The following is a 21,926-nucleotide window of genomic DNA, read 5'->3' as shown; positions in this document are numbered from 1 at the left end:
TGCCATCAGCCTGCGCTGCCAACCGTCGAAATGGTTGGCCAAAGAGTAGACAGAACGCATGCTGAATCGTTTCACTAAACTGAGCGGGCACGTTACTCGATAATCTTCGATTCTTGAAGCCCGTCCGATGAAACGGTTCCGCATAACAGGAGTCATCAAGTTGAAACTCAGTGATATCGCCCGCCTGGCTGGTGTCTCGGTGACCACGGCCAGCTACGTGATCAACGGCAAGGCCGAGCAGAAGCGCATCAGCCCGGCGACCGTCGAGCGCGTGCGGGCGGTAGTGGACGAGCATGGTTTCAAGCCGAACCCCCAGGCCGCCGGTCTGCGCAGCCGGCAGACGCGCACCTTGGGTTTCATCCTTCCGGACCTGGAAAACCCCAGCTACGCGCGCCTGGCCAAACTGCTGGAACAGGGTGCGCGGGCAAGGGGCTACCAGCTGCTGATCGCCAGTTCCGACGACGAGCCGGAAAGTGAACGGCAGTTGCTCAAGCTGTTCCGTGCGCGGCGCTGCGATGCACTGATAGTCGCCAGTTGCCTGCCGGACGATGACGACAGCCTGGGGCAGCTACTGGACGAGGGGCTGCCGGTGATAGCCGTCGACCGCATGCGTGATCCGCAGCGTTTCTGTTCAGTGGTCAGCGACGACCGCCAGGCCTGCCTGCAACTCACCCGCAGCCTGCTGCAACCGGCGCCCCGGCGCATCGCCCTGCTCGGCGCGCGGCCAGAGCTGCCCATCAGCTCCGAGCGCAGCGCGGGCTTTCGCGAGGCGCTGGCCGGGCTGGATTGCGACGTGCTGGAGGAACAGGGCGAGGAATTCAGCCGCGACTGCGGCCGGCGTCTGATGAGCGAACTGCTGGAGCGCCAGGGCGAACTGCCGGATGTGTTGATCACCACCGCCTACGTGTTGCTGGCCGGCGTACTGGACGTGCTGCGCGAACGCGGCGACTGGCCGGAGCGGATGCGCGTGGGCACCTTCGGCGACACCCAGTTGCTGGACTTCCTGCCGCTGCCGGTGAACTCCATGTACCAGCAGCACGAACTGATCGCCGAGCAGGTGCTTCGCCTGGCGTTGGCAGCGGTGGAGCAGGAGCGCTACGAACCGGGGGTCCAGGGCGTTGCGCGACTGCTGAAGGAGCGCTGAGGGGCTTTCCCTGTGGGAACGGCTCTAGCTGTTGCGATCCCAGGTGGTCTGCATGCAGGGACCAGGTGCCGGAGAAATGCCTCCGCCCGCCTCAGCTTCAGCCACCCCTCCCCCGAGGGAGAGGGGTGATTCGAGTGGATGAATCAGCCCCGCGCAGCCGCTCCGATGATCAGTTGCTTCATCTCCACGACCGCCTGCTTGAAGCCGACGAAGAGCGCATGGGCCACCAGGGCGTGGCCGATGTTCAGCTCGTTGATGCCCGGAATCGCCGCCACCGGCTCGACGTTGTGGTAGTGCAGGCCGTGGCCGGCGTTGACGATCAGGCCCAGCTTGAGACCAAGAGCGACGCCGTCCTGGATGCGCTGCAGCTCGCGGGCCGCTTCTTCCGGTGTATGGGCATCGGCGTAGCGGCCGGTGTGCAGTTCGATGGCCGGAGCGCCAACACGATGGGCCGCCTCGATTTGCGCAGCATCGGCATCGATGAACAGCGAGACTTCGCTGCCCACCTTGGCCAGGCGTTCCACGGCCGCCTTGAGACGGGCTTCCTGGCCGGCGACGTCGAGGCCGCCTTCGGTGGTCAGTTCCTGACGGGTTTCCGGTACCAGGCAGACGTGCGCCGGACGGATTTCCTCGGCGAACGCCATCATCTCCTCGGTGACGCCCATCTCGAAGTTCATTCGCGTCTGCAGCACGTCCTTGAGCAAGCGAACGTCGCGTTCCTGGATGTGCCGGCGGTCTTCGCGCAGGTGCACGGTGATGCCGTCCGCGCCGGCCTCTTCGGCGTCCAGGGCTGCCTTGACCGGGTCCGGGTAGCGGGTGCCGCGGGCCTGGCGGAGGGTGGCGACGTGGTCAATGTTGACGCCGAGAAGTACGCGGTTGGCTTCAGTCACGGGGAGGTTCCTTGATCGTCATGAATAGCTCGCGGCTGACCAGAGGTCGGCCGCCCAGGTGAGGTGCCAGGGCTTGGCGCATCAGGCGCTTAGCCGCGCCGAGGGCGCCGGGGGCGTCCCAGTCGGCTTCAGCCAGGGCGAGGAGTTCGCGGCCCTGGAACAGGCCGGGCTGCAATTGGCCCACCGGCTCCAGCCCGGCATCGGGCAGCAGCCGGTAGATGCCATCGGCCGCGATGGGCTGCCCGGCCAGGTCCGTATCTAGGGCGAAACCATAGCCCAGCTCATCCAGCAGGCGCCATTCGAAGGCGCGCAGCAGGGGCTCCAGCGGACGATTGGCTGCCAGGGCCTGGAGGGTCGCGGCATAGTGCTCGAAGAGCGCGGGCTGCGGGTCTTCAGGCGGCAGCAGGCGGACCAGCAGTTCGTTGAGATAGAGGCCACTGAACAGGGCCTCGCCGGCAAGCAGGTTGGGGATGCCGGCGCTGTCCAGGCGGCCGACGTTCTTCAGCTCGCCGCGGCCGCGGAACTCGGCCTCCAGCGGCAGGAACGGCCGCGCCAGGGTGCCGGCCTTGCCACGGGCACCGCGCAGCACGGCGCGCAGGCGGCCTTCGGGGGTGAAGAAGTCAACCAGCGCGCTGCTTTCCCGATAGGCCCTGCTGTGCAGGACGAAGGCCGGTAGCGCCGCGCTGTGCATGGAGAGGCTCAGAGGTCGTTGTAGCCCAGGGAACGCAGGGCACGCTCGTCATCGGACCAGCCGCCCTTCACTTTCACCCAGAGGTTGAGCATGACCTTGGAGTCGAACAGCACTTCCATGTCCTTGCGCGCGTCCTGGCCGATGCGTTTGATGCGCTCGCCGCCGTCGCCGATGATGATTTTCTTCTGACCGTCGCGTTCCACCAGGATCAGGGCATGGATGTGCAGGACATGGCCTTCCTGCTTGAACTCTTCGATTTCCACGGTGATCTGGTACGGCAGTTCCGCGCCCAGCTGGCGCATGATCTTCTCGCGCACCAGTTCGGCGGCGAGGAAGCGGCTGCTGCGGTCGGTGATCTGATCTTCCGGGAAGAAATGGTCACCTTCCGGCAGACGCTCGGCCACCAGGCGCTCCAGGGTGTCCAGGTTGTGACCCTGGAGGGCAGAGATCGGCACCAGCTCGGCGTTCGGCAGTTGTTCCTGAAGCCAGGACAGGTGCGGGATCAGGTCGCCCTTCTCGTCCATGCGGTCGGTCTTGTTCACCGCGAGCAGTACCGGACCCTGCACGTACTGCACACGCTCCAGCACCAGTTGGTCTTCCTCGGTCCAGCGGTCGCGATCGACCACGAAGACCACCACGTCCACGTCCTTCAAGGCCGCCGAGGCGCTGCGGTTCATATAGCGGTTCAGCGCCTTGTCGCTCTTCTTGTGCAGGCCGGGGGTGTCGACGTAGATCGCCTGGACATTGCCCTCGGTCTTGATGCCGAGCATGTTGTGGCGGGTGGTCTGCGGCTTGCGCGAGGTGATCGCCAGCTTTTGCCCGAGGATGTGGTTGAGCAGCGTGGACTTGCCCACGTTGGGGCGGCCGACGATGGCGACGTAGCCGCAGCGGGGGGTATCGAAATCAGTCATTACCGTTCTCCACGCCGAGGGCAACCAGGGCGGCGGCCGCGGCCACCTGTTCGGCGATACGGCGGCTGGCGCCCTGGCCCTGGGTCTTGTCATTCAGCAGGGTGACCTGGCACTCGACGAAGAACGTACGGCAGTGCGGTTCACCCTGTATATCCACCACTTCATAGCGTGGCAGTTCACAGGCCCGGGACTGCAGGAACTCCTGCAGCCGGGTCTTCGGATCCTTGTTGGTATCCACCAGGGTCAGGCCTTCGAGTTCGTTGGCCAACCAGGCGAGGACGCGCTCGCGGGCAGCGTCCATGCCGGAATCCAGGTAGATGGCGCCAATCAGCGCTTCCAGCGCATCGGCGAGTATCGACTCGCGGCGGAAACCGCCGCTCTTCAGCTCGCCCGAGCCCAGGCGCAGGTACTCGCCCAACTCGAAGCCACGGGCCAACAAGGCCAGGGTTTCGCCCTTCACCAGCCGCGCGCGCAGCCGTGACAGCTGGCCCTCGCGAGCCTGGGGAAAGCGTTCGAACAGCGCCTCGCCGGCGACGAAGTTGAGAATGGCATCGCCGAGGAATTCGAGACGCTCGTTGTTGCGCCCCGCGTAACTGCGGTGGGTCAGGGCCAGGGTCATCAGGCCCTGGTCCTTGAAGGTATAGCCGAGCTTACGCTCGAGACGGCTGAGAGATACGCTCACTGGGCTCGCACACGGAATTCTTTGTCGAAGCGCACCACCAGATCGAGGTTCTCGACCAGGGATTCGCGTTTTTCATACTGGAGATGGGCCTGGAACTCGTTGTTTTCCAGGGTCACCTTCAGTGCCTTGTTCAGGTCCAGGTCGCGGATACCGTTGACCTGCATGCCCTTGCTGACATGGCTGTAGAAGTCGGGAATGGTCCTGATGTCCAGGGCCTTCTCGGTTTCCACCGAACCGATGATCTTCTCCAGAGAGAAGAAATCGAGGTAATGCGGGATGATCTTGAAGGCGGTGCTGGCGAGGAAAGCCACTACGGCCAGGATCAGCAGCCAGCCCAGAACCGACATACCCTTCTGCTTACGCGCGAACGTCATGATCGACCTCAATGTCTATATTTTTTTGGAGGCCGAATGGCCCGCAAGCAAGACTATATGGCGTCTGCGGCGCTGTCATGAACAACGCCGCAAAACCACGATGGCAAGCGGGCTATCAGTGAATGAGGCCCACTCGGGAGAAGTTCGGCAGGTTGCGCAGCTTCGGGTCGGGCCAGCTCATCCAGACGGCAAACGCCTTGCCGACGATATTCCGGTCCGGAACCATGCCCAGCAGGTCCTTCGGGATACGGGGGTCGTTCCAGTAGCGGCTGTCGTTGGAGTTGTCCCGATTGTCGCCCATCATGAAGTAGTGCCCTTGCGGCACCACCCACTCGCGACCCGGCTCCATGCGGTAGCGCTTCATTTCCTTGCGGATCAGGTGCTCGGCTTCGCCCAGCTTCTCTTCGTAGAGCATGGCGCTGCCCAGGGTACCCGGCTCCTCGCCCAGCAGCTTCTCCGCCACCGGCTGACCGTTGACGGTCAGGTGCTTGCCGCTGCTGTAGGCGATGCGGTCGCCCGGCAAACCAATCACACGCTTGATGTAGTTGATGTTCGGGTCGCTGGGGTAGCGGAACACCATGACATCGCCGCGTTGCGGGTCACCCACTTCGATCACCTTGTTGTCCAGCACGGGCAGGCGAATGCCGTAGGCGAACTTGTTGACCAGGATGAAATCACCGACTTCCAGCGTGGGCTTCATCGAGCCGGACGGGATCTGGAAGGGCTCGACCAGGAAGGAACGCAGCACCAGGACGATGGCAAGCACCGGGAAGAAGGACTTCCCGTACTCAATCAGCAGCGGTTCCTTGTTCAGCCGGTCGAGTACCTCCGGATCGGGCTCGCCGACCTGCCCCTCGTAGGTGGCGATCGCGGAACGCCGGCGCGGGGCCAGCAGAACCAGGTCGACGAGGGCGAGCATGCCGCAGACTGCCACGGCGATAACCAACAACAGCGGGAAATTGATCGACATAGACCCTAGCTATCCACTTTGAGCACAGCGAGGAAGGCTTCCTGCGGGATTTCCACGCTGCCGACCTGCTTCATCCTTTTCTTACCGGCCTTCTGCTTCTCCAGCAGTTTTTTCTTACGGCTGACGTCGCCGCCGTAGCACTTGGCCAGAACGTTCTTCCTGAGCGCCTTCACGGTAGTACGTGCAACGATCTGACCACCGATCGCCGCCTGAATCGCCACGTCGAACATCTGCCGCGGGATCAGTTCCTTCATTTTCTCGGTCAACGCACGGCCCTTGTAGTGGGCCTGGTCGCGATGCACGATCAGCGCCAGGGCGTCGACCTTCTCGCCGTTGATCAGTACGTCCAGCTTCACCAGATTAGCCGGTTCGAAGCGGTCGAAGCTGTAGTCCAGCGACGCGTAGCCACGACTTACCGACTTCAGGCGGTCGAAGAAGTCCAGCACCACTTCGTTCATCGGCAGGTCGTAGCAAACCTGAACCTGGCTGCTGAGGAACTGCATGTCGCGCTGGACGCCGCGTTTCTCGATGCACAGGGTGATGACGTTGCCCAGGTGCTCCTGGGGAACCAGGATATTGGCGCGCACGATGGGCTCGCGCATCTCGTCGATGGACGAGAGGTCGGGCAGCTTGGACGGGTTGTCGACGTAGACCGTCTCGCCGTTCTTCTGCACCACTTCGAAGACCACGGTCGGCGCGGTCGTGATCAGGTCCAGGTCGTATTCGCGCTCCAGGCGCTCCTGGATGATCTCCATGTGCAGCATGCCGAGGAAGCCGATGCGGAAGCCGAAGCCCAGGGCCTCGGAGCTTTCCGGCTCGTACTGCAGCGCGGCGTCGTTCAGGGTCAGCTTCTGCAGGGCTTCGCGGAAGTCCTCGAAATCATCGGAGCTGACCGGGAACAGGCCGGCATAGACCTGCGGCTTGATGCGCTGGAAGCCCGGAAGCACGTCGACGTCGGGGGTATTGGAGAGGGTCAGGGTGTCGCCCACGGGGGCGCCGTGGATGTCCTTGATGCCGGCGATGATGAAGCCCACTTCACCGGCCTTGAGGTCGGCCATCTCGGTGTGCTTCGGGGTGAATACGCCGACGCTGTCCACCTGGTGGATCTTGCCGGTGGACTTCACCAGGATCTTGTCGCCCTTCTTCACCCGGCCGTGCTTCACGCGGACCAGCGAGACCACGCCCAGGTAGTTGTCGAACCAGGAGTCGATGATCAGCGCCTGCAGCGGCGCCTCGATCTCGCCTTCAGGCGGCGGGATGACCTTGACCAGCTGTTCCAGCACATCGATCACGCCCATGCCGCTCTTGGCGCTGCAGGGCACGGCGTCGGTGGCGTCGATGCCGATGATGTGCTCGATTTCGTCCTTGACCCGCTCCGGCTCGGCCTGGGGCAGGTCCATCTTGTTCAGCACCGGCATGACCTCGAGGCCCTGCTCGATGGCGGTGTAGCAGTTGGCAACGGACTGGGCTTCCACGCCCTGGCCGGCGTCCACCACCAGCAGCGCGCCTTCACAGGCCGCCAGGGAGCGGCTGACTTCGTAGGTGAAGTCCACGTGGCCGGGGGTGTCGATGAAGTTCAACTGGTAGGTCTTACCGTCCTGCGACTTGTAGTGCAGGGTGACGCTGTGGGCCTTGATGGTGATGCCACGCTCGCGCTCCAGGTCCATGGAGTCCAGTACCTGGGCCTCCATCTCGCGGTCGGACAGGCCACCGCACATCTGAATGAAGCGGTCTGCCAGGGTCGACTTGCCATGGTCGATGTGGGCGATGATGGAGAAATTGCGGATATGACTCAGGTCACTCACGGATCAACACTCAAGAAAGCCGCGAGCAGGCTTGCTCGCCGAAAAATAGCGGGGGAGTTTACCTGATCGGCAGTGGACCCGTCACGTCCATGCAGCGGACGGCGGAAACGAAAAAGGGCGGCACCAGGCCGCCCTTTTCCCTGGAACCGCTTTATTCGGCCAGCTTGAAGGTAATGAAGCTGGCGCGCCCCTGACGCAGTACGCGCATGGATACCGAACGATTCTTCGGCAGGTCCTTGGCGATCTGGGTGAAGGTCTTGGCGGAGCTGATGGCCTGGTTGTTCAGGTGGGTGATCACGTCACCCGGGCGCAGGCCCATCATGGCAGCCGGACCTTCCAGCACGTCCTTGATCACCACGCCACCCTGGATGTCCAGGGCCTTCTTCTGCTCGTCGGTCAGCTCGACCACGCTCACGCCGAGGCGATTGCTGCTGCGCTCGACGCCTTCGGCACCGGAGGCGGCCATTTCCTCGCCTTCCTCAGGCAGCGCGCCAATGGCCATGGTGAGCGTCTTGCGGGTTCCGCCGCGCACCACGTCCAGATCGATCTTGCTGCCCGGCTTGAGCGCCCCCACCAGGTGCGGCAGGTCGGCGGAAAGGACGATCGGCTGGCCGTTCATGCTGAGAATGACGTCGCCTACCTGCAGGCCGCCCTTGTCCGCCGGGCCGCCTTCCAGGACCTGGGCCACCAGGGCGCCAGCCGGCTTGTCGAGACCAAAGGATTCGGCCAGGTCCTTGTTCACTTCCTGAATCACCACGCCCAGCCAGCCGCGGCTCACCTTGCCTTCAGCCTTGAGCTGGTCGGCAACGCTCATGGCGACATCGATCGGGATGGCGAAGGACAGGCCCATGAAGCCGCCGGAACGGGTGAAGATCTGCGAGTTGATGCCGACCACCTCGCCGTCCAGGTTGAACAGCGGGCCGCCGGAGTTACCCGGGTTGATCGCCACGTCCGTCTGGATGAACGGTACATAGTTCTCGTTCGGCAGGCTGCGGCCCTTGGCGCTGACGATACCGGCCGTCACCGAATGATCGAAGCCGAAGGGCGAGCCGATGGCCAGCACCCAGCCACCCACCTTGAGTTCGTCGGACTTGCCGATCTTCACGATTGGCAGATCCTTGCCCTCGACCTTGAGCAGGGCGACGTCGGTGCGCGGATCGGCGCCGATCAGCTTGGCTTCAAGCTCGCTGCGGTCGGACAGGCGCACGATGATTTCATCGGCACCGGCCACCACGTGGTTGTTGGTCAGGACGTAGCCATCCTTGGAGATGATGAAGCCGGAACCGAGGGACTGGGCCTCGCGCTGGCGGCCGCCCTGGGGATTGCGCGGCGCCGGCGGCATGTTGCGCTCGAAGAACTCGCGCAGCATGGGCGGCAGTCCTTCCAGGTCTGGCATCACCTGGGCACCACCCGCACCACGCTGCGGCAGCTTCTGCCGGGTGCTGATATTGACCACCGCCGGAGACGCCTCTTCGACCAGGGGCGTGAAGTCCGGCAGATCGGCACGGACCACAAGGGTTTGACCGAGCAGCAGCAAGGCTGCCACAGCGGTCATGCAGGATTTGAGGTTAAGCATCGACATACAGCTCCCGTCGCATAACGAGTGGTATGAACTCGCCGAGCCGCCCGGCTCGGCGAGCAAAACTGAAACACAAAAGCAAAAAGAGCCCGGAGCGTCAGCCCCAGGCTCGGTGGAACATCGTGAAAAAGACACGGCGGGAGCCTGGGCTCCCGCACCGAAAATCGCTTGAAGCTCCTGCAGCGGGGATCATTGCGTCGCAGAAGCCTCCGCTGCGCGCATGGACAGAGCCACCCGCTCGGCGGTCCCCAGGGGAATCTCGCCGACCACGGTCACCATCACATCACCATCTGCGGTGCTGACCCGCTTGGACACCATGACGGTGGGCCCCAGCTGGCTGCGCGCGTCTTCGACGACAGCGCCGTGCAGGGGCTCGAGGAATACGGAGAAACGCGCCAGGCCGTCGCTGTAGAGCAGGCTGGACACAGGGTCGGACGACGCGGGACTGCGCCGTTCCAGTGCACTGGTCAGGCTGAAGCCGGGCGGCAGCCACTCGGAACGCCAGTGGGCCGGTTTGTCCTTCGGCGCTTCGCTGACGCGTACCGCCTTGCAGCTCTCGCCGGGCTGCAGCTTGCCGTCATCCAGGTCGCCGGCAGTGTCGATGCGGGTGAACTGGAAGCGCTCCAGCAACTGGCCCTTGTCGCTCAGCAGCAGCGACTTGAGCGGCAGGCCGGTGTCACGGTCCAAGTGCAGCTCGAAGCCATAGCGGTGCTGGTCGCGGGGGGTCAGGGTCAGCACCACGGCTGGCCGCCCCGCCACGCGGGACTCACCAGCCAAGCGCAGGTCGTACCACTCGGCGAGCTGCTTTGCATCCAGACGCCGGGCGGGCCAGACCTGGCCATCGGACATCTGGTCGGAAAGGGCGCCACTCACGCATTGGGTGCGGCCGTTGACACGCACCACCTCCTGCGCCGGACCATCGAGCTGCAACAGACGCTCGCGTACTTCGCCGCCCTGCTGGACCTGGTGCCAGACTTCGTGGGTGGAGAAGCTCCCATTTCGTTCGTAGACGAAAACTCCCTGGAAACTCTGGCGCTGCTCCGCGTCAGCGAGGCGCTGCAGCCAGTCCTGAGCGTCGGCGGCAAAGGCTGATTGCGTCAGCCAGCCGCCAAGCAAGATGAAAACCGGTAGTGCGCGCATGTTCCTCCTCAGCGGCTCTCCAGACTGGCAGCGCGGGCATAGGGCAGTGCGCTGTCGCTACCGCTCATCGCGGCCTGTTGGGCATGTTGCCGCAGATAGGCCGGGAGGCGTTTTTCGTGCCAACCGGACGACGCCTGGGTCGCGCCGATCGGCTGCTGTGCCTGCTTGCCTTCTTCACTATAGCCGGCCAGGACAGCACCCTGCTGCGCCTGCGGCATCGTCATCGCCGGCTGTGTGGCTTGCTGCTGCGCCAGTTGCTGGGTACCCGCGACATCGTCCTGATTGTACAGGCGCACACCGGCGAGCACGGCCAGGGTCACCGAAGCGGCCACCGCCAGACGGCCAAGGGTACGCCACGGACCACGCACCACCTTGGCGGGCACGGCTTCTTCGGCCAACGCAGCCGAAACGGCTGCGGCGATGTCAAGGCGCGGCTCCAGCAGCTCCTTGTGCATCACGGCGCGAGCAATCTGGTAACGCGACCAGGTAGCCCGCAATTCTTGATCTTCGCTGGCGGCGAGAACTCGACGCAGCTCCAGTTCGTCCGCCTCGTTATCCATCACCGCGGACAGCGATTCCTGCAAAGCTTCACGACTCATGGCGGTTCCCCTCTTGGCTGTCGCCGCTGTCTCAGGTTCCCTGCAACAAAGGTTGCAAGGCTTTATCGATGGCTTCCCGCGCCCTGAAGATGCGGGATCGCACAGTACCCACCGGACACTGCATAACACTTGCAATGTCTTCATAACTAAGACCATCGAACTCACGCAAAGTCAGCGCCGTGCGTAAATCTTCCGGCAGTTGCTGGATGCTCCTGTGCACTGTGGCCTCGATCTCGTCGCGCAGCAGGGCTCGCTCCGGCGACTCGATATCCTTGAGGGCGTGGTCGCCGTCATAAAACTCGGCGTCCTCAGCACTTACATCACTGTCCGGCGGACGTCTTCCACGTGCCACCAGATGGTTTTTCGCCGTGTTGATGGCGATGCGGTACAGCCAGGTATAAAAGGCGCTGTCACCGCGGAAGTTGCCGAGTGCGCGGTAAGCCTTGATGAAGGCTTCCTGGGCTACATCCTGGGCTTCCTGGGCGTCGTGCACGAATCGCACGATCAGCCCGAGAATCTTGTGCTGGTACTTCAGCACCAGCAAATCGAAAGCCCGCTTGTCGCCCTGCTGCACCCGCTCGACCAGCTGCTGATCCTGTTCCTGGCTTAGCATGAACACTCCTCGTCGGTCTCGAAGGGGTGCTGCGCCAGCCAGTGGATCGGCCTGCCAAAATAGACTCGAGCGTTGCGCAAAAGTTCTCCCCTCCAAGCAAGCTTCCTGCAGATTGATCTTTTCTCATCCGCACGGAATGGCGCAGCAGGGCCGCGGGCCATGCTGCGCCGAATATAAGTCGCTTGATCTACAGGCATCCCGGTTGCACATTTCATGTGCATTCGTTGCGTCAATGTAAGCAAGCACCGTCTCTTCAAATGGGTGACCCTGAATGGAACCTGAAAGACTTAAAAAGTTCCCTGGCGCCACACATGGTCATAAGCACGCTATTTTGCCGCCCACCCCGGCTATATACTAGCCGCCGCTTTTCTCGCGGGAACCGATATGAGCCAACATTTCCAGCAAGACGTACTGGTCATCGGCAGCGGCGCCGCCGGCTTGACCCTGGCCCTCACCCTGCCCTCGAACCTCAATATCGTGGTGCTGAGCAAGGCCGATCTCAGCAATGGTTCGACCTATTGGGCCCAAGGCGGCGTGGCCGCGGTGCTGGACGATACCGACACGGTCGATTCCCACGTCGAAGACACCCTGGTCGCCGGTGCCGGCCTGTGCCGCGAAGACGCCGTACGCTTCACCGTTGAGCATAGCCGCGCGTCCATCCAATGGCTGATCGATCAGGGTGTGCCCTTCACCCGCGACGACGAGAATGCTCGCGAGGATGGCGGTTTCGAGTTCCATCTCACCCGCGAGGGCGGCCACAGCCACAGGCGCATCATCCATGCCGCCGACGCCACCGGCGCAGCCATCTTCAACACCCTGCTGGAGCAGGCCAAGAAACGGCCGAACATCCAGCTGCTGGAGCAGCGTGTCGCCGTCGACCTGATCACCGAGCGCAAGCTCGGCCTGGAGGGCCAGCGCTGCCTGGGCGCCTACGTGCTCAACCGCAACAGCGGCGAAGTGGACACCTACCATGCGCGCTTCACCGTGCTCGCCTCCGGCGGCGCAGCCAAGGTCTACCTCTATACCAGCAATCCCGACAGCGCCTGCGGCGATGGCATTGCCATGGCCTGGCGCGCCGGCTGCCGGGTGGGCAACCTGGAGTTCAACCAGTTCCACCCGACCTGCCTCTATCATCCGCAGGCCAAGAGTTTCCTGATCACCGAAGCCGTTCGCGGCGAAGGCGGCCTGCTCAAGTTGCCCAACGGCGAGCGCTTCATGCAGCGCTTCCACCCGCGCGCCGAACTGGCACCGCGAGACGTGGTGGCCCGCGCCATCGACCATGAAATGAAGCGCCTGGGCGTGGACTGCGTCTACCTGGACATCAGCCACAAGCCCGCCGAGTTCGTGAAGAGCCACTTCCCCACCGTCTACGAGCGCTGCCTGGACTTCGGCATCGACATCACCCGCGAGCCGATACCGGTGGTCCCGGCGGCGCACTACACCTGCGGCGGCGTGGTGGTGGACCAGCATGGCCGCACCGACATTCCCGGCCTCTACGCCATTGGCGAAACCAGCTTCACCGGCCTGCACGGCGCCAACCGCATGGCCAGCAACTCCTTGCTGGAATGCTTCGTCTATGGCCGCTCGGCCGCGGAAGACATGGTCCGCCAGCTGGACGAGGTGCCGATGCCGGCCGACCTGCCGACCTGGGACGCCAGCCAGGTGACCGATTCGGACGAGGACGTGATCATCGCCCACAACTGGGACGAGTTGCGGCGGTTCATGTGGGACTACGTCGGCATCGTCCGCACCAGCAAGCGCCTGCAGCGCGCCCAGCACCGGGTGCGCTTGCTGCTCAGCGAGATCGACGAGTTCTACAGCAACTACAAGGTCAGCCGCGACCTGATCGAGCTGCGCAATCTGGCACTGGTGGCAGAACTCATCATCCGCTCGGCCATGCAGCGCCGCGAAAGCCGCGGCCTGCACTACACCCTGGACTACCCCGACCTGTTGCCGGAGGCCAAGGACACTATCCTGGCGCCGCCCACCTTCGGCGACTGAACCCCAGCCTCACCCGCAACCGGCGGTGCTGCTCCCGATCCAGGGCATCCGCCGGGATACACAGTCCCCGCCCCCACCACTGCCCCGGCAGGCGAAAACGCAGGATCACCGCGACCGGCAGCGCCATGCTGTCCGGCCGCAGCTGCACCGGTCGCCAGCCATCGGCGGCGCGCCAGAGCTGCCAGCCGTCCTCGTTCAGACGCAATCCGGTAAAGGCCCTGGGGGAATTCAGCAGGATCTGCCTGGGCAGGCACCAGGCGGCATGACCCAGACAGACCAGCACGCCGGTAATGCGCGCCCAGGGCGGCAGTTCGGCGAGCAGTACGGCCAGGATGGCCAGGCACTGCAGGGTCAGGTAGAGGGCCAGCAGGCGCCGCGAGGGGCGCCAGTGGCATTCGAAGACGTTACTTGGGCTGGACACGATCCAGGATCATGCGAACCATGCGCAGCAGGTCCGCATCCTCCGGCTCGCCACGCTGCATGAACCAGCCGAACAGGTCCTGGTCTTCGCACTCCAGCAGTTTGCGGTAGCGGGCCTGGTCTTCGGCGTCGAGGCTGGGGTAGACCTCTCTCACGAAGGGCACCAGGAGCACGTCCAGTTCGAGCATGCCGCGGCGGCTGTGCCAGAAGAGTCGATTGAGTTCAGTTGCGTCGGCCATCACAGCGCCTCCAGGGAAGAGGCGCGCATTATAACCACAGCCGCCTCCCCGGGCACCCGCTGACAAGCCACCGGCGGGACTCTATGATGGCGCCCCAGACTTTTTTCCAGCGATCCGCAATGGCCGACTCAGCATTCTTCTGTCCGCTCACCCATGAAGGCCTGCTCGCCGTCCGCGGCGTGGATGCCGCGAAGTTCCTCCAGGGCCAGCTGACTTGCAACCTCAGTTACCTGGACCAGGCCACCAGCAGCCTGGGCGCCCGCTGCACCCCCAAAGGGCGGATGATCTCCAGTTTTCGCATCCTGGCCGAAGGCGACGGCTTCCTCCTGGCGCTGTCCAGCGACCTGATCGACGCCCAACTGGCCGACCTGAAAAAGTACGCCGTGTTCTCCAAGTCCAAATTGACCGACGAAAGCGCCGACTGGGCACGTTTCGGCCTGAGCCGGGGCGATGGCGCCCTGCTCGCCCTGGGCCTGGATCTGCCGCAGACCGTCGACAGCGTCGCCCGCGATGGCAACCTGATCGCCCTGCGCCTCTCCGATGGCCGTGCCGAGCTCTGGGCGCCCCAGGCCGAAGCCGCCACGCTCCAGGCCCGCCTCGCCGCGCAGTTGCCACTGGCCGCGCTGGACGCCTGGCTGCTGGCCCAGGTCCGGGCCGGCATCGGCCAGGTCTTCGGCGCCACCCGCGAGCTGTTCATCCCACAGATGATCAACCTCCAGGCCCTGGGCGGCGTCAGCTTCAAGAAAGGCTGTTACACCGGCCAGGAAATCGTCGCCCGCATGCAGTACCTGGGCAAACTCAAGCGCCGACTCTACCGCCTGGCCCTGGCCGACGGCGAGGCGCCCGAGGCCGGCCTCGAACTCTTCTCCCCGGTGCATCAGAGCTCGGTGGGCGAAGTGGTGCTGGCTGCCCCGGCAGATGGCGGTGGCGGTTGCGAGCTGCTCGCCGTCCTCCAGGAAGATGCTGTCAACGATGGCCGAATCCACCTGGGCGCCGCCGACGGCGCTGCCCTGAAGCTGCTCAGCCTGCCCTATACCCTGGACGCCGACCGCGAAATCCAACGCTAGCCCGCCCTTGCCGGCCCTGACGAGAACTCCAATGAGCAAGCTTGCCGACAAAGTCCAACAGGAACTGATCCAGGCCATCGACAACGACGAACTGGTGCTGCCGACCCTGCCGGAGGTGGCGCTGCGCGTGCGCGAGACCGCCGAAGACCCGAACGCCAGCATCCAGGACCTGACCAAGGTAATCGGCAACGACGCGGCATTGACCGCTCGCATCATCAAGGTGGTGAACAGCCCGCTGCTGCGCACCAACAAGGAAATCACCGATCTGCAGATGGCCATCAGCCGCCTGGGCATCAACTACACCAGCAACCTGGCCACGGGCCTGGCCATGGAACAGATGTTCCAGGCCACCTCCGACGTGGTCGACCGCAAGATGCGCGAAGTGTGGAACAAGAGCACCGAAATCGCCGGCATCTGCCACGTGCTCTGCCGGCACTACACCCGCCTGATGCCCGACCAGGCCACACTGGCCGGCCTGGTGCACCAGATCGGCATACTGCCCATCCTCACCTACGCCGAAGAACACAACGAGCTGCTGGCCGACTCCATCAGCCTCAACCACGTGATCGAGCGCATCCACCCCCTGGTCGGCGACCACATCCTGCGGGCCTGGGAATTCCCGGAGCCGATCGCCGCCGTGCCCAGCCAGTACCTGGACTTCGGTCGCAACTCGGCCCGGCCCGACTACATCGACATCGTGCAGGTCGCGACCCTTCAGAGCTACCTGGGAAGCGAACATCCCTACACCCAGCTCGACTGGAGCCAGGTACCCGCCTTCGCCAAGCTCGGCCTCGACCCAAATGTCGACATGCAGGCCGACGAAGACCTCTCCGCCGCCATGGAAGCGGCCATGAGCATGCTCCAGTAATTACCACGCGCACTCCGCCTTCCAGCGCTAGACTCAGTCCTCCCCTGATGTCGCTGGAAGGATCCGGATGCGCGCATTGCTGCTCACACTCTGCCTCCTCTGCTGCGGCCTGGCCGCTGCGGACGCAGTGCGGCTGACCAACGGTGAATGGGCGCCTTACCTGGGCGCCAGCTTGCCGCACCAGGGCGTGGCCTCGCGCATAGTGGAAGAAGCCTTCGCCCTGGAAGGCGTAAAGGTTCGCTGGGAGTTCTATCCCTGGGCGCGCTCGCTGCACCTGGCCGAGCGCGGCGAGCGGGACGGCACCGCCGTCTGGCTGCGCAGCCCCGAGCGCGACAAGCTTTTCCATGTCAGCGACCCGGTGATCGAGACCGCCTACCACCTGTTTCATCGCAAGGATCGCCCCTTCGACTGGAAGCAGGTTTCCGACCTCCAGCGCCTGCGCCTGGGCGGCGCCATCGGCTACGACTACGGGGCCGCCTTCCAGCAGGCCGAGCAGCAGCGAAGCCTGAAGGTGCAGCGCCTGAGCAACGAGGAGCAAGGCTTGCGCATGGTGCTGGCCGGCCGGCTCGACGCCTTCCCCATGGACAAAGTGGTGGCCTTCGCCCTGCTCAACGACCAGTTCAGCTCCGCCGAGCGCGCCCAGATGAGCTTCCACCCCCACCCCCTGCGCAGCGACAGCCTGCACCTGATGCTGTCCCGCGAGGTGCCCGGCAATGCCGCGCTGATCGCACGCTTCAACCGGGGCCTGGCCCTGCTGCGGGAAAGCGGCACGGTGGCCCAGTACCTGTTGGAAGTGCAGCAGCCGCTGAGCCTCGCACCCTAGGTCGATTCCCCACCCTGTAGGGTTCAGCCCCGATACCGAATCACGCCGGCGGGAAGCTGACCCTCACCTTGAGCCCGCCCCCGACGCCATCGTGCAGGCTGATTTCGGCCTGATGCGCCCGGCAGATTTCGCCGACTATCGCCAGCCCGAGCCCTGCGCCGCTGCCCTGGGCATTGCGCCGGTAGAAGCGCTGGAACACTTTGTCGCGCTCTTCCGGGGGAATACCGCTGCCGTCATCCTCCACCTCCAGCATCGCTGGTGCGCAGACCCGCAGCACCACGTTGCCTCCCCTCGGCGTGTGGGCCAGGGCGTTATCCACCAGGTTACACAGCAGCTCATTGAGCAGCGTGGGCTCGCCCATTACCCAGGCCTGGTCCTCGGCCTCCAGGGCCAGGGCGATGCCGCGGGCGTGGGCCAGGGGCGCCAGGGCCATGCCCAGTTCGCGGGCGAGCTGACCCAGCTCGATACGTTCGGCGCCGCCTTCGGCGATGGCCCGCGCACCGCTCTCGATGCGCGCCAGGGACAGCAGCTGGTTGGCCAGATGAGTCAGCCGGTCGGTGTTCTGCGCCGCTTCCACCAGGGTGGCGCGCCAGACCTCCGGGTCCCGTTCGCGTAACCCCAGGTCGACCCGCGCCTTGAGCGCCGCAAGCGGTGTGCGCAGCTCATGGGACGCGTCGGCGATGAAATCCGCTTGGCGCTGGAACAGTCCGCGCAGGCGTTCGGTGAACTGGTTCAGGGCATCCACCAGCGGCCGCAGCTCGCGCTGCACCGCGACTTCCGGCAGGGGCCGCAGGTCGTCGACCTGGCGCTCTTCCACCGCCAGGCGCAACTTGTTCAGCGGCCTGAGGGCAGCGCTGACCGCCAGCCAGACCAGCACCAGCGCCGCCACCACCAGCAGCACCAGGCGCCACAGGCTGTCCACCAGCAGGCCGCGGGCCAGGCGCTCGCGGGCGCTCTCGGTCTCGGCCACGCGAATCTCGGCAATACCATTCAGGCGCGGCTCGCTCACCGGCTGCAGGAGGCTGACGACCCGAATGCCCACGCCTTGGTATTCGCCGTCATAGAAGCGCGCCAGGGCCGGGTAGTCGTCGGTGCGTTTGGTGCCTGGCGGCGGAGGCGGCAGGTTCTCGTAGCCCGATACCAGTTTTCCATCCGGGTCCAGCACCTGGTAGAAGATCCGCCCGGCGCTGTCGTAGGCGAAGATGTCCAGCGCCACGTAGGGCACGTCGGCCTTCAGACGCCCGTCGGCCTCGTAGAGGCCGTCGGCGATGGCCCGGGCCGAAGCCAACAGGGTGCGGTCATAGGCGGTATCGGCGGCGCCACGGGCATTCCAGTAGGAACTCAGACTGGCGATCAGCAGCAGCACGCCCAGCATCAGCGCCAGGCGCCGCAGCAGGCGCCCGCGCAGGCTGCCGGCTTCACGCATCCTGGCTCTCCAGCAGGTAGCCCAGACCGCGGAAGGTGACGATGCGCACCGCACTACCTTCGAGCTTCTTGCGCAGGCGGTGGATGTAGATCTCGATGGCTTCCGGACTGGCTTCCTCGTCCAGACCGAACACCTGGGAGGCCAGCTGTTCCTTGCTCATCACCCTGCCCGGCCGGGCGATCAGCGCCTCCAGCACCGATTGCTCGCGGGAGGTCAGGCTGAGGATCTCATCGGCGAGGCTGAAGCGCCGGGTGCCCAGGTCGTAGACCAGGGCGCCGCAGCGCTGCTGCTGCTCGCCGCCGAGCACGCTGCGGCGGAGCAAGGCCTTGACCCTCGCCTCCAGCTCGGACAGCTCGAAGGGTTTGGCGAGGTAGTCATCGGCCCCGAGGTTGAGGCCGTGGACCCGGTCCTTCACCTCGCCACGGGCGGTGAGCATCAGCACCGGCAAGGTCTTGCCGCGCCCACGCAAGCGCGCCAGCACCTCGAAGCCGTCCATACGCGGCAGGCCCACGTCCAGCACCGCAAGGGCGTAGTCCTCGCTGGACAGGGCCAGGTCGGCGGTCACGCCATCATGCAGCACGTCCACCGTCCAGCCCGCGCCCTTGAGCACCTGGGCGACGCTTTCGGCCAGTTGGGGATGGTCTTCGACCAGCAGGATTCGCACGACAAGGTCTCCGAAATGGCAGCGATCGGTCAGAAGTTTAACGGCCCATCGCCCACTGTGAACGCCGCGCCGGATTTCTTTCAGCCTGAAAGCCTGGCGAAAGCTTCGCTGCATAGCATCGCGACAGGGTGGCAAGGACCACCCGTAAAAAGCCGGCCCGTGGTTGCGCCGGCTGACAAGAACAACAATGGAGACCACTCGATGCACACTGCCGCACGGCGCGCATTGCCGCCTGTTCGCATCCTCAGCCTCGCCATCGCGGGCTGTACCCTGGCCCCCCAGGCCCACGCCGAGTTCATCAAGGACAGTTCGGCGACCCTCGAAGCCCGCAACATCTATCTGAACCGCGACTTCCGCGACGGCAGCGGCCAGTCCAAGCGCGATGAATGGGCGCAAGGTTTCATCCTCAACCTGGAATCCGGCTACACCGAAGGCACCGTGGGTTTCGGCCTCGATGCCCTCGGCATGCTCGGCATCAAGCTGGACTCCGGTCGCGGCACCAGCGGCACCGACCTGCTGCCGGTGCAGGACGACGGCGGCACCCCGGACGAGTACAGCAAGCTGGGCCTGACCGCCAAGGTCAGGGCATCCAAAAGCGAGCTGCGTCTCGGCACCCACATACCCGAACTGCCGGTGGTCAAGGCCAGCGACAGCCGCATCCTGCCCCAGGTGTTCGAGGGCGGCCTGCTCAGCTCGAAGGAGATCAGCAACCTGACCTTCACCGGCGGGCGCCTCTCGGAGGTCAAGGACCGCGCCTCCACCAACTCCGAAGACCTGGCCATCAGCAACAAGAACAAGCGCTTCGCCGCGGCCGCCACGGGCGATCATTTCGACCTCGCCGGCGCCGACTACGCCTTCAGCGAGCACTACACCGGCCGCTACTACTTCGCCGAACTGGACGAGGTCTACCGCCAGCACTTCTTCGGCCTGCTGGCCAGCCAGCCGCTGGGTGCCGGCACCCTGAGCGCCGACCTGCGCTACGCCGTCAGCGACGACAGCGGCCGCGCCGAAGCTGGCAAGGTGGACAACCGCGCCCTCAACGGCATGCTCAGCTACGGCCAGGGCAGCCACAAGGTCGGCCTCGGCTACCAGCGCATGAGCGGCGACACCGGCTATGCCTACATCGATGGCAGCGACCCCTTCCTGATCAACTTTGTGCAGATCAACGACTTCGCCAACGCCGATCAGCGTTCCTGGCAGGCGCGCTACGACCTGGACTTCGCCGCCATGGGCGCGCCGGGCCTGAGCTTCATGACCCGCTACGTCACCAGCGACAACGCCGAAGTGACCGGTAGCAGCGAGGAAGGCCGCGAGTGGGAACGCGATGTCGAGTTCAAGTACGTGGTGCCTAGCGGCAGCCTGAAGAACCTCACCTTGCGCGCCCGCCACGCCGGATTCCGCTCCAACTTCGCCCGCGATGCGGACGAACTGCGCCTGATCGTCAGTTACGCACTGCCGATCTGGTGATGCTTGAACCACAATAAAACTCCACAGGAGAACCTTTGATGAAATCCGCCCTGTCCCGCATCGCCCTGATCACCTCCGGCCTGCTCTTGTCCACCCAGCTGCTGGCCGAACCCAAGCGTCCCGAGTGCATCGCCCCGGCCAAGCCCGGCGGCGGCTTTGACCTCACCTGCAAGCTGGCCCAGAGCGGCCTGAAGGACGGCGGCCTGCTCAAGGCGCCGATGCGCGTCACCTACATGCCGGGCGGTGTCGGCGCCGTGGCCTATAACGCTGTGGTGGCCCAACGTCCGAAGGATGCCGGCACCATCACCGCCTTCTCCTCCGGTTCCCTGCTCAACCTGGCCCAGGGCAAGTTCGGCCGCTACGACGAGAATGCCGTGCGCTGGCTGGCCGGCATCGGCACCGACTATGGCGCCATCTCGGTACGTGCCGATTCCCCGTACAAGACCCTCGGCGAACTGGTCGAAGCGGTGAAGAAGGACCCGGCCGGCACCGTCTTCGGCGCTGGCGCCACCATCGGTGGCCAGGACTGGATGCAGACCGCGCTGATCGCCCGCGCCGCCGGCATCGACCCGCAGAAGCTGCGCTACGTGGCCTTCGAAGGCGGCGGCGAAACCCTCACCGCCATGCTCGGCGGCCATGTTCAGGTCACCAGCAGCGGCCTCGGCGAGATCACCCCGCAGCTCGCCGCCGGCAAGATCCGCGTCCTCGCCGTGCTCTCCGACCAGCGCCTGCCGGGCAAGCTGGCGGACATCCCCACCGCCAAGGAACAGGGCTTCGACATCACCTGGCCGGTGATCCGCGGCTTCTACATGGGCCCGGAAGTCAGCGACGAGGAGTTCGCCTGGTGGAAGCAGCAGTTCGACACCCTGCTGGCCAGCGAGGAGTTCGCCAAGCTCCGTGAACAGCGCGACCTGTTCCCCCTCAGCCTCACCGGCGACCAGTTGAAGGCCTACGTCTTCGACCAGGTGAAGCAGTACAAGCAACTCGCCGGCGAATTCGGCCTGGCGCAGTAAGCAGCCCTTGAAGATCAGGTGAGGTAACCAATCCCCTCACCCCCGGCCCCTCTCCCAACGGGAGAGGGGAGATCAACAATTTCTAGGTAAACCGCCATGTACGTACGAATCTTCGCTGCGGTCTGGCTGCTCGTCTGCGCCCTGCTCGCCGTGGTCGCCTGGGGCTTCCAGGCGCCCTTCAGCTACGACCCGGTCGGCCCGCGCGCCTACCCCCTGCTGCTGCTGTTCCTGATGGCCACTGCCGCCGTCTGGCTGCTCTACAAGCCGGGCGATGGCGATGACCTGCCGATCTCCTGGTCCCTGGCACGCAAGGTCGCCCTCTGCGTCGGCGCCCTGTTCGCCTATGCCCTGCTCTTCGAGCCGCTGGGCTTCATCGTCAGCACATCGCTGGTGGGCTTCGGCCTGGGCCTGCTGTTCATGGGACGGCCGCTACCAAGCCTGATCAGCGGGATAATGATGGCCCTCTCGCTCTACGGCCTGTTCGACTACCTGCTGGACGTTCCGCTGCCCATGGGCCTGCTGGAAATCCTGGAGAACTGA

The 21,926-nt window shown here is 64.9% G+C and carries 23 protein-coding genes; 8 read left to right on the top strand and 15 right to left on the bottom strand.

Annotated features, from left to right (window positions below):
- Window positions 1-160 precede the first annotated feature (160 nt).
- Entirely contained in the window at window positions 161-1,144 is a 984-nt protein-coding gene (gene cra, locus E8F12_RS14755; protein WP_280326001.1) for a catabolite repressor/activator, read from the top strand.
- 143 nt (window positions 1,145-1,287) lie between these two features.
- Here the strand turns inward: cra and pdxJ are convergent, their stop codons facing one another.
- From pdxJ to rpoE, 11 genes are all read right to left on the bottom strand, one after another.
- Entirely contained in the window at window positions 1,288-2,034 is a 747-nt protein-coding gene (gene pdxJ / locus E8F12_RS14750; RefSeq protein WP_280326000.1) for a pyridoxine 5'-phosphate synthase, read from the bottom strand.
- Window positions 2,027-2,725, bottom strand: coding sequence for a DNA repair protein RecO (recO, locus tag E8F12_RS14745; RefSeq protein ID WP_280325999.1), 699 nt, complete (start codon window positions 2,723-2,725; stop codon window positions 2,027-2,029). The genes pdxJ and recO overlap by 8 nt, the downstream gene beginning before the upstream one ends.
- Window positions 2,726-2,733: 8 nt before the next feature.
- Entirely contained in the window at window positions 2,734-3,636 is a 903-nt protein-coding gene (era, locus tag E8F12_RS14740; RefSeq protein WP_280325998.1) for a GTPase Era, read from the bottom strand.
- Window positions 3,629-4,318: a ribonuclease III gene (rnc, locus tag E8F12_RS14735; RefSeq protein ID WP_280290196.1), complete on the bottom strand. Its 690-nt coding sequence runs from the start codon at window positions 4,316-4,318 to the stop codon at window positions 3,629-3,631. The genes era and rnc overlap by 8 nt, the downstream gene beginning before the upstream one ends.
- The gene (locus E8F12_RS14730) at window positions 4,315-4,692 is read right to left on the bottom strand and encodes a DUF4845 domain-containing protein (RefSeq protein ID WP_280325997.1); all 378 of its coding nucleotides are present in this window, start codon (window positions 4,690-4,692) and stop codon (window positions 4,315-4,317) included. Before E8F12_RS14730 ends, rnc begins: the two co-directional genes overlap by 4 nt.
- 115 nt (window positions 4,693-4,807) lie before the next feature.
- Window positions 4,808-5,662: a signal peptidase I gene (gene lepB, locus E8F12_RS14725; protein WP_280325996.1), complete on the bottom strand. Its 855-nt coding sequence runs from the start codon at window positions 5,660-5,662 to the stop codon at window positions 4,808-4,810.
- A gap of 5 nt (window positions 5,663-5,667) precedes the next feature.
- The gene (gene lepA / locus E8F12_RS14720; RefSeq protein ID WP_280325995.1) at window positions 5,668-7,467 is read right to left on the bottom strand and encodes a translation elongation factor 4; all 1,800 of its coding nucleotides are present in this window, start codon (window positions 7,465-7,467) and stop codon (window positions 5,668-5,670) included.
- Between the two features lie 151 nt (window positions 7,468-7,618).
- Complete coding sequence (locus E8F12_RS14715) at window positions 7,619-9,043, bottom strand: DegQ family serine endoprotease (RefSeq protein ID WP_280325994.1); 1,425 nt, start codon at window positions 9,041-9,043, stop codon at window positions 7,619-7,621.
- Between the two features lie 192 nt (window positions 9,044-9,235).
- Window positions 9,236-10,186, bottom strand: a complete 951-nt coding sequence (locus tag E8F12_RS14710; RefSeq protein ID WP_280325993.1) for a MucB/RseB C-terminal domain-containing protein — start codon at window positions 10,184-10,186, stop codon at window positions 9,236-9,238.
- Window positions 10,187-10,194: 8 nt separating this feature from the next.
- Complete coding sequence (locus E8F12_RS14705; RefSeq protein ID WP_280325992.1) at window positions 10,195-10,785, bottom strand: RseA family anti-sigma factor; 591 nt, start codon at window positions 10,783-10,785, stop codon at window positions 10,195-10,197.
- Window positions 10,786-10,816: 31 nt separating this feature from the next.
- Window positions 10,817-11,398, bottom strand: a complete 582-nt coding sequence (gene rpoE, locus E8F12_RS14700) for an RNA polymerase sigma factor RpoE (protein WP_280325991.1) — start codon at window positions 11,396-11,398, stop codon at window positions 10,817-10,819.
- 384 nt (window positions 11,399-11,782) lie between these two features.
- Between rpoE and nadB the strand changes: the two genes are divergently transcribed.
- Window positions 11,783-13,399 (top strand): L-aspartate oxidase, encoded by a 1,617-nt coding sequence (gene nadB / locus E8F12_RS14695; protein WP_280325990.1) that lies wholly within the window; start codon window positions 11,783-11,785, stop codon window positions 13,397-13,399.
- Here the strand turns inward: nadB and E8F12_RS14690 are convergent.
- Window positions 13,368-13,820: a protein YgfX gene (locus tag E8F12_RS14690; protein WP_280325989.1), complete on the bottom strand. Its 453-nt coding sequence runs from the start codon at window positions 13,818-13,820 to the stop codon at window positions 13,368-13,370. The genes nadB and E8F12_RS14690 overlap by 32 nt on opposite strands.
- Window positions 13,804-14,058, bottom strand: coding sequence for a succinate dehydrogenase assembly factor 2 (locus tag E8F12_RS14685; protein ID WP_280325988.1), 255 nt, complete (start codon window positions 14,056-14,058; stop codon window positions 13,804-13,806). The genes E8F12_RS14690 and E8F12_RS14685 overlap by 17 nt, the downstream gene beginning before the upstream one ends.
- Before the next feature lie 119 nt (window positions 14,059-14,177).
- Here E8F12_RS14685 and E8F12_RS14680 point away from each other — a divergent pair, with 119 nt between their 5' ends.
- From E8F12_RS14680 to E8F12_RS14670, 3 genes are all read left to right on the top strand, one after another.
- Window positions 14,178-15,125 carry a folate-binding protein gene (locus tag E8F12_RS14680; RefSeq protein ID WP_280325987.1) on the top strand — a complete coding sequence of 316 codons (948 nt, stop codon included), beginning with the start codon at window positions 14,178-14,180 and terminating at the stop codon, window positions 15,123-15,125.
- A gap of 31 nt (window positions 15,126-15,156) precedes the next feature.
- Window positions 15,157-15,993: an HDOD domain-containing protein gene (locus tag E8F12_RS14675; RefSeq protein ID WP_280325986.1), complete on the top strand. Its 837-nt coding sequence runs from the start codon at window positions 15,157-15,159 to the stop codon at window positions 15,991-15,993.
- 67 nt (window positions 15,994-16,060) lie between these two features.
- On the top strand, window positions 16,061-16,816 hold the full coding sequence (locus E8F12_RS14670; RefSeq protein ID WP_280325985.1) for a transporter substrate-binding domain-containing protein: 756 nt from the start codon (window positions 16,061-16,063) through the stop codon (window positions 16,814-16,816).
- A gap of 40 nt (window positions 16,817-16,856) precedes the next feature.
- On the opposite strand, the gene E8F12_RS14665 is transcribed toward E8F12_RS14670, so the two are convergent.
- Both E8F12_RS14665 and E8F12_RS14660 read right to left on the bottom strand, forming a co-directional pair.
- Entirely contained in the window at window positions 16,857-18,242 is a 1,386-nt protein-coding gene (locus E8F12_RS14665) for a sensor histidine kinase (protein WP_280325984.1), read from the bottom strand.
- Entirely contained in the window at window positions 18,235-18,906 is a 672-nt protein-coding gene (locus E8F12_RS14660; protein WP_280325983.1) for a response regulator, read from the bottom strand. The genes E8F12_RS14665 and E8F12_RS14660 overlap by 8 nt, the downstream gene beginning before the upstream one ends.
- A gap of 201 nt (window positions 18,907-19,107) precedes the next feature.
- On the opposite strand from E8F12_RS14660, the gene E8F12_RS14655 reads away from it, so the two are divergent.
- From E8F12_RS14655 to E8F12_RS14645, 3 genes are all read left to right on the top strand, one after another.
- On the top strand, window positions 19,108-20,373 hold the full coding sequence (locus E8F12_RS14655; RefSeq protein WP_280325982.1) for an OprD family porin: 1,266 nt from the start codon (window positions 19,108-19,110) through the stop codon (window positions 20,371-20,373).
- 38 nt (window positions 20,374-20,411) lie between these two features.
- On the top strand, window positions 20,412-21,386 hold the full coding sequence (locus E8F12_RS14650) for a tripartite tricarboxylate transporter substrate binding protein (RefSeq protein ID WP_280325981.1): 975 nt from the start codon (window positions 20,412-20,414) through the stop codon (window positions 21,384-21,386).
- A gap of 96 nt (window positions 21,387-21,482) precedes the next feature.
- Window positions 21,483-21,926, top strand: coding sequence for a tripartite tricarboxylate transporter TctB family protein (locus E8F12_RS14645; RefSeq protein WP_280325980.1), 444 nt, complete (start codon window positions 21,483-21,485; stop codon window positions 21,924-21,926).

This window comes from Pseudomonas sp. BN102, assembly GCF_029871245.1.
Lineage (GTDB): Bacteria > Pseudomonadota > Gammaproteobacteria > Pseudomonadales > Pseudomonadaceae > Metapseudomonas.
This window is presented reverse-complemented; position numbering and strand designations above follow the sequence as displayed.